At 40.8% G+C, this 4,592-nt stretch carries 5 protein-coding genes; all 5 read right to left on the bottom strand.

Features of this window, described 5'->3' with window-relative positions; translation table 11 throughout:
- A partial coding sequence (locus ACKPQ4_RS04360; RefSeq protein WP_407679986.1) for an alkaline phosphatase D family protein occupies positions 1-777 on the bottom strand: 777 nt, incomplete at its 3' end.
- 183 nt (positions 778-960) lie between these two features.
- Positions 961-1,347 (bottom strand): hypothetical protein, encoded by a 387-nt coding sequence (locus tag ACKPQ4_RS04355; RefSeq protein WP_407679985.1) that lies wholly within the window; start codon positions 1,345-1,347, stop codon positions 961-963.
- A 216-nt stretch (positions 1,348-1,563) separates the two neighbouring features.
- Positions 1,564-2,649 carry a lactonase family protein gene (locus ACKPQ4_RS04350; protein ID WP_407679984.1) on the bottom strand — a complete coding sequence of 362 codons (1,086 nt, stop codon included), beginning with the start codon at positions 2,647-2,649 and terminating at the stop codon, positions 1,564-1,566.
- A gap of 15 nt (positions 2,650-2,664) precedes the next feature.
- Positions 2,665-3,414 (bottom strand): metallopeptidase, encoded by a 750-nt coding sequence (locus ACKPQ4_RS04345; RefSeq protein WP_407679983.1) that lies wholly within the window; start codon positions 3,412-3,414, stop codon positions 2,665-2,667.
- Between the two features lie 575 nt (positions 3,415-3,989).
- The coding region (locus ACKPQ4_RS04340) for a hypothetical protein (RefSeq protein WP_407679982.1) at positions 3,990-4,592 on the bottom strand (603 nt) is incomplete at its 5' end.

Genomic DNA, 4,592 nt, shown 5'->3' with positions numbered 1-4,592 from the left:
ATGGTTCGCTTTGGTTTTCTTGATTAATTGAATAAGGCGCTCCTGTTCATGTGGAAAATTAGTCCAGGATTCATATCCATTATATTCATGAGAAAATTGAGATCCTGAAGCAATGACTCGAAGATCCGCTTTTTTCTTCAGCTCACCTTCGAGCCAGGTCCATTGTTCTTCACCAAGAAATGCTTTAGAGTCATCCGTATGGGGAAGATAATCGGGTCGGTAAAAAAAGCGACCCGGGATCTTTTGTCCTTTCGGAAATCGTACCAAGTCATCCCTGAAGGTACGATTATCCAAGAGAATGATCTGAATGATCTTATTTCCTGCTTTCTTATAAACTGAATGATAAATCCCCTTGTGCTTATACCTCTCTGAATTTTGAGGTTCCTTAAAAAATTCCAAAAAGATTTCCTTGGATTCCACTTTGTGCGGATAATGCTTACCGGCATCGTTTTGGCCATAATCATGATCGTCCCAGGTCGCCAAGACCTCGGTATTTTTAATCAAGTGCTGATAAGATTCCTTAGTACCTAATTGTTGGTATTTTTTATGGAGGATATCCATATCATTGGTATCACCGTAAATATTATCCCCCAAGAAAATAAATAAGTGGGGATCTTGCTTAATGACTTCATCAAATATGGGAAGCGGGTGGCCTTGTTTCCCGCATGAACCGAAGGCAATTTTAAAGTCCACATTAGATGAGATTCCCCTATCTGCAAAAGTTAATTTAGCAGTAAAAACAGAAAGAAAGAGGCAAAAAAAAAGGTGAATTTTCATAAACTTGAGCCTGTACGAAAAAGCGCGTCCAAGCAATAATTTCTTACAGACCATGTCTTAACCAAAAAAAGCTTAAGTCTTATAACCTAGTCTCTTTATCGGTATCGATTGAACTTAGAAAGTTTAAGCTAACTATGACTACAAAAACCAACGACCCTTCATTTATAAAAGCTTCAGGTACTTTTAAGAGGAAATACCGGGTATTTTTGAATGTGCATTTTGCGGGAAATCGAAAGTCAGCACGAGTGGCTCGGCTCCAGTATTCTCAATTTCCACCCCGCCATTCGCAAGTGCGGATTGTGTAATGAATCCAATCTCAGGATAGACCTCACCGAGGACCATATTCTGATGATATTTGACCTCGAGTTTTCCAATACGACCGCTACCACCATTGGTATGAAATAATGCGGGGCACTCCGGGCTAAAAGTCGTCTTAGCCCCTGGGGCTAAGCTAAGTCGAAGAATCGAGACCTTCTGATCACCAAGAACCTTGCCGTATACAATCCACTTTGCGTCCACTCCGTCACCAGCAAATTCCTTCGCGGTGATCGCTCGGAAAGGATTTTTCAATACCCCAAAAGCGTATACTTGAACTGCCAGTAAAGAGAATGAGCTGGTCTTGGTTTGGCTCCTTAACTTGGTCCTGTTTGGAAAATTCTTTAAAAGGTTGATTAAACCTTGCTGGGTCCGGGTTTTTAAGTTCTGCAATTAGCCTTGGTAAGTTTGCAAACAGTAATAAAATTGTGGAAGTGAAGATGGTAAGAATTTGATCCATCGTTCGGTTTTTTATCGAGTAATTAGATCCGATATTCCTGTATCCCAAACAAGCGAATCGACTTCTTGAAGATTGCCCCCAGGTAAAATGAGATAAGCATTTAAGGATGAGCCTAGGGTGGCAGAAACCATCAAATATTTCCCGTCCGGAGATAAGGTTAAACCCCATGGTATTTTTCCCGCCTTGGTTAGGCCCAAAAACTCAGCACGACCATCCTCGAGTACTCGATATCGAGAAATATGGTCAAAGTTTTGTTTATGACCGCGCAATCCGGCAAAAAGAAATTTTCCGTCTGGGGTAATTAGAAGGTCGGATGCACTCAGCCCGATTTTCGACATGCCTTGGGGGAGAATGTTGATGTCTTGCTTAACCTTTAATTGCCCATTTGCCTGCCGGTGATACACCGACAATCCAACGCCCTGCTCGTTACTAAAGTAGACCATGGGCAGGGTGGGGTGGTAAGCCATGTGGCGAGGGCCCGTACCCTCGGGAGGATTCGCGTTTTTGGGTTCCAGTGGGCTAATTTTTCCAGAATCGCCGTCATAGCTGTATTGTAAAAGAGCTAGGTTGTTTTTTACATACGGAATGTAGAGGTTCTTTCCATCCGGGGGCAGAAGCACGCAATGGGCTTTATTCATCCCTTCATTAATGGTTGAAATCGCATCACCTGGAATGCCATCGGAATCAAGCGGGTAGACGTTTAAGCGTCCGCTTCCATAACTTATTCCGAGCAGATGCTTACCTTCTTTGTCCAAGCTTAAAAAGCAGGCATCATCTTTAAAATGAATTCCTTTATGACTTTTGTAAGAACCATCTTCATTTAAAAAAATAACTGCTCCTGGCACCTTCCCTTCTTCACCCCTTGTAGAGATTACATAGAGCAATGGTTTGTGGGGGTGCTTGGTAATTACACGCCCGTTAAACCCAAGGTTTACTTTGTCGATGACTTTAAGTTCGAATTTTTGATCGCCCGTATGGGCTTTTACAATCCAAAGGGTAGAAGTTTGTGAACATGGGGCAAATACCTGAAAATCTGCCCAGAGGTTACCAAATAAAAAAAGTTTAAGACCCAGTAGGAATAATATTCGTCTTAACATGGTAAAAAGTAAGAATTAAATCTTACCCCAGATTTTTTCCATCAAGGCAAAAGTATAGGGATCGTGTTCCAGCAGTTCGGCCCGAACAAATGGGAAAAAATCGTTCACTCCCAAATAAGCCTCTGTCATTTCGGCAAAGAACTCCTTGTGGTTGGTGCGGGCATAATGTGCCGATTTCATCCCATTAAATAAAAGTACTTTTTGATAAAGGCCTTCATCTTCAGATTTTTGATAAGCTTGTAAAATTTCTTTATCATCAAAACCAAGAACTTGGTCGTGAAAAGAATGAGCAAGTTCGTGCAAAATAACATATGGATGTTGGGCCCATTGTTGCTTGCTTAGTAGTTGCCTCGCTCTGGGGATGTGCACCCTTTTTTCCAATGTTGGATCGTGTCTGTTGTTTATGAGCCACCGTTTACTGGGATGATATTGCATATTATTCAACCTGTAATTTAAATCTACTCGAATGAATAACCTCTGCAACTGGGCAGCTTTTTCCTGAGGGAGAATATAGGTGATTCGTTGGAGGTGATTACCTAGTGCCTTCTTAACTGCTTCGAATAAGTCATGATACTCTGGTTTTTTGAAAAGGTTATTCCACTCGATGGGCCATCCCTCTAGGCGTTGTGTAAAGTGCAGTGGGGATTTTTCTCGGATGCCTCTTGTCGTCTCTGTGATGGATAGATTGTTGGTTGCAATTTTTGCCCTATCAATGTGCAGAGATGATTCAGTTTCATCCTGCAATGCTTCTTTTTTTTGCGTCAACTCTTTTGACTGTAAGGAACCATTAACTCCGCAAGAAATAAAAAGAAGAATTCTTATGAAAAAATGGGACGGTTTCCAATTGGATATAAATTTTAAAAAATACAAAACTTTACTTCTCTTGAAATTCATTCTTCTGGTTGTTGAAAAGAAATGAAATAATTCACAACCTCAACTCAATAAAAGCAGTGCCTGGAATTATGGATTGGTAAAAAGTTTGGATTCTACAATCGCAAGAATAATACTCAGAAAGCCATGTTCCTCATTTTTCCACCACCTAAAGAACCTTCCAGAAATAACTTAAAATTCATAATATATTATATTCTGATTTGTATTTTTCTAGGCAAATCCTGTGGGGCAACTAACCCTAAAGTTTTTTCATGATTTGGATACGATTATCCATTCTATGTGCTTAGTGAATGATTTGTGCGATGAACTTAACTTTATAAATTACCCAAAACTTAAAATAGAGTAATCCAAGAAATGTTACTTTCCTTTCTTGGAGGAGCATTCCTTTTTGCACTTATCCTTACGAGATCCTTTGCTCGATGCAGGATCATTTTTTTTACAACCCTTTTTCAGACCGGCTTGCTCCTCAGAATTGATTTGGCACTGATCTTCTGTGGAGCTTGCTTGTTGCTGTGTTGTAAATGTGGAGGCAATCCTCTTTGCATTTCATTCTTGAGGCCATGATTATGAGGATGTCGGGGGGAGACTCCATGTGGCGGTTTGGTTCCCGCTCTTAAATGGTTTCCCATTTCCTTTTTCATCAGCTCCATTCGTGCGTGTAATTGGATATCGTGAATCGCCCATTCTTTACGCTCACGATCAAAGTCGTGTTGCATTCTTTCCATTTGGTGCTCCCATTTGAGCCTTTCAAATTCATGGTCCTGCTCCATTCGTTCTAATTCAAATTCAATAGCTCGAATTTCAATTTCATGCTCCAACTCATCAATGTCATCCCAATCATCAGCATCGTGTTTGTATTCAACTTCCTTGTGGTGTGCATGTTGGCGTTGTACGGCACGCCACTTCCCCCAACCTTCTTCTTCGGATATCCTGCCCGACTTTACCTCCTGTTTAATGCGGTTACCCATTTCGTGAAGCTTGGGTTTGTGATCCTTTGCTTGAACCGAAAAGGAAGCAAAAAGAAAAATGCTTATATAAAAAAACGGGCTATT

It is taken from the genome of Candidatus Chordibacter forsetii (genome assembly GCF_964187505.1).
Lineage (GTDB): Bacteria > Verrucomicrobiota > Verrucomicrobiia > Opitutales > Seribacteraceae > Chordibacter > Chordibacter forsetii.
Note: the sequence above shows the minus strand (reverse complement) of the source record. Positions and strands in the feature narration are given on the sequence as shown.